The following is a 489-nucleotide window of genomic DNA, read 5'->3' as shown; positions in this document are numbered from 1 at the left end:
ATCCTGATCCAGTGCGATGAGGAAGTCGAGCCGCTGGCTGTCGCCAAGATATTGAAGGGCGTGGTCGATGAGGAACAGCCCGGGCTGGTGATCCTCGGCAAGCAGGCGATCGACGATGATTCGAACCAGGTCGGGCAGATGCTCGGTGCCTTGCTCGGCTGGCCGCAGGGGACCTTCGCGTCGAAACTCGAAGTCGCCGGCAGCGACATCAACGTCACTCGCGAAGTCGATGGCGGGCTCGAAACATTGAAGCTCGCCACTCCCGCCATCGTCACCACCGACCTTCGGCTAAACGAGCCGCGTTACGCCTCACTGCCCAATATCATGAAGGCCAAGTCGAAGCCGATGGCGACCAAGTCGCCCGGCGATTACGGGGTCGATGTCGCCGCCCGGCTGGAAACGCTCAAGGTAGTCGAGCCGGCCAAGCGCCAAGCCGGCGTCAAGGTCGCCTCGGTCGACGACCTGGTCGACAAACTCAAGGTGCTGGGA

Annotated in this window: 1 protein-coding gene; it reads left to right on the top strand. The window is 62.6% G+C overall.

What is annotated here, in order from left to right; genetic code table 11:
* The coding region (locus D7Y13_RS42240) for an electron transfer flavoprotein subunit beta/FixA family protein (RefSeq protein ID WP_147452677.1) at positions 1-489 on the top strand (489 nt) is incomplete at both ends.

The sequence above is a fragment of the Corallococcus praedator genome (assembly GCF_003612125.1).
GTDB lineage: Bacteria > Myxococcota > Myxococcia > Myxococcales > Myxococcaceae > Corallococcus > Corallococcus praedator.
This window is presented reverse-complemented; position numbering and strand designations above follow the sequence as displayed.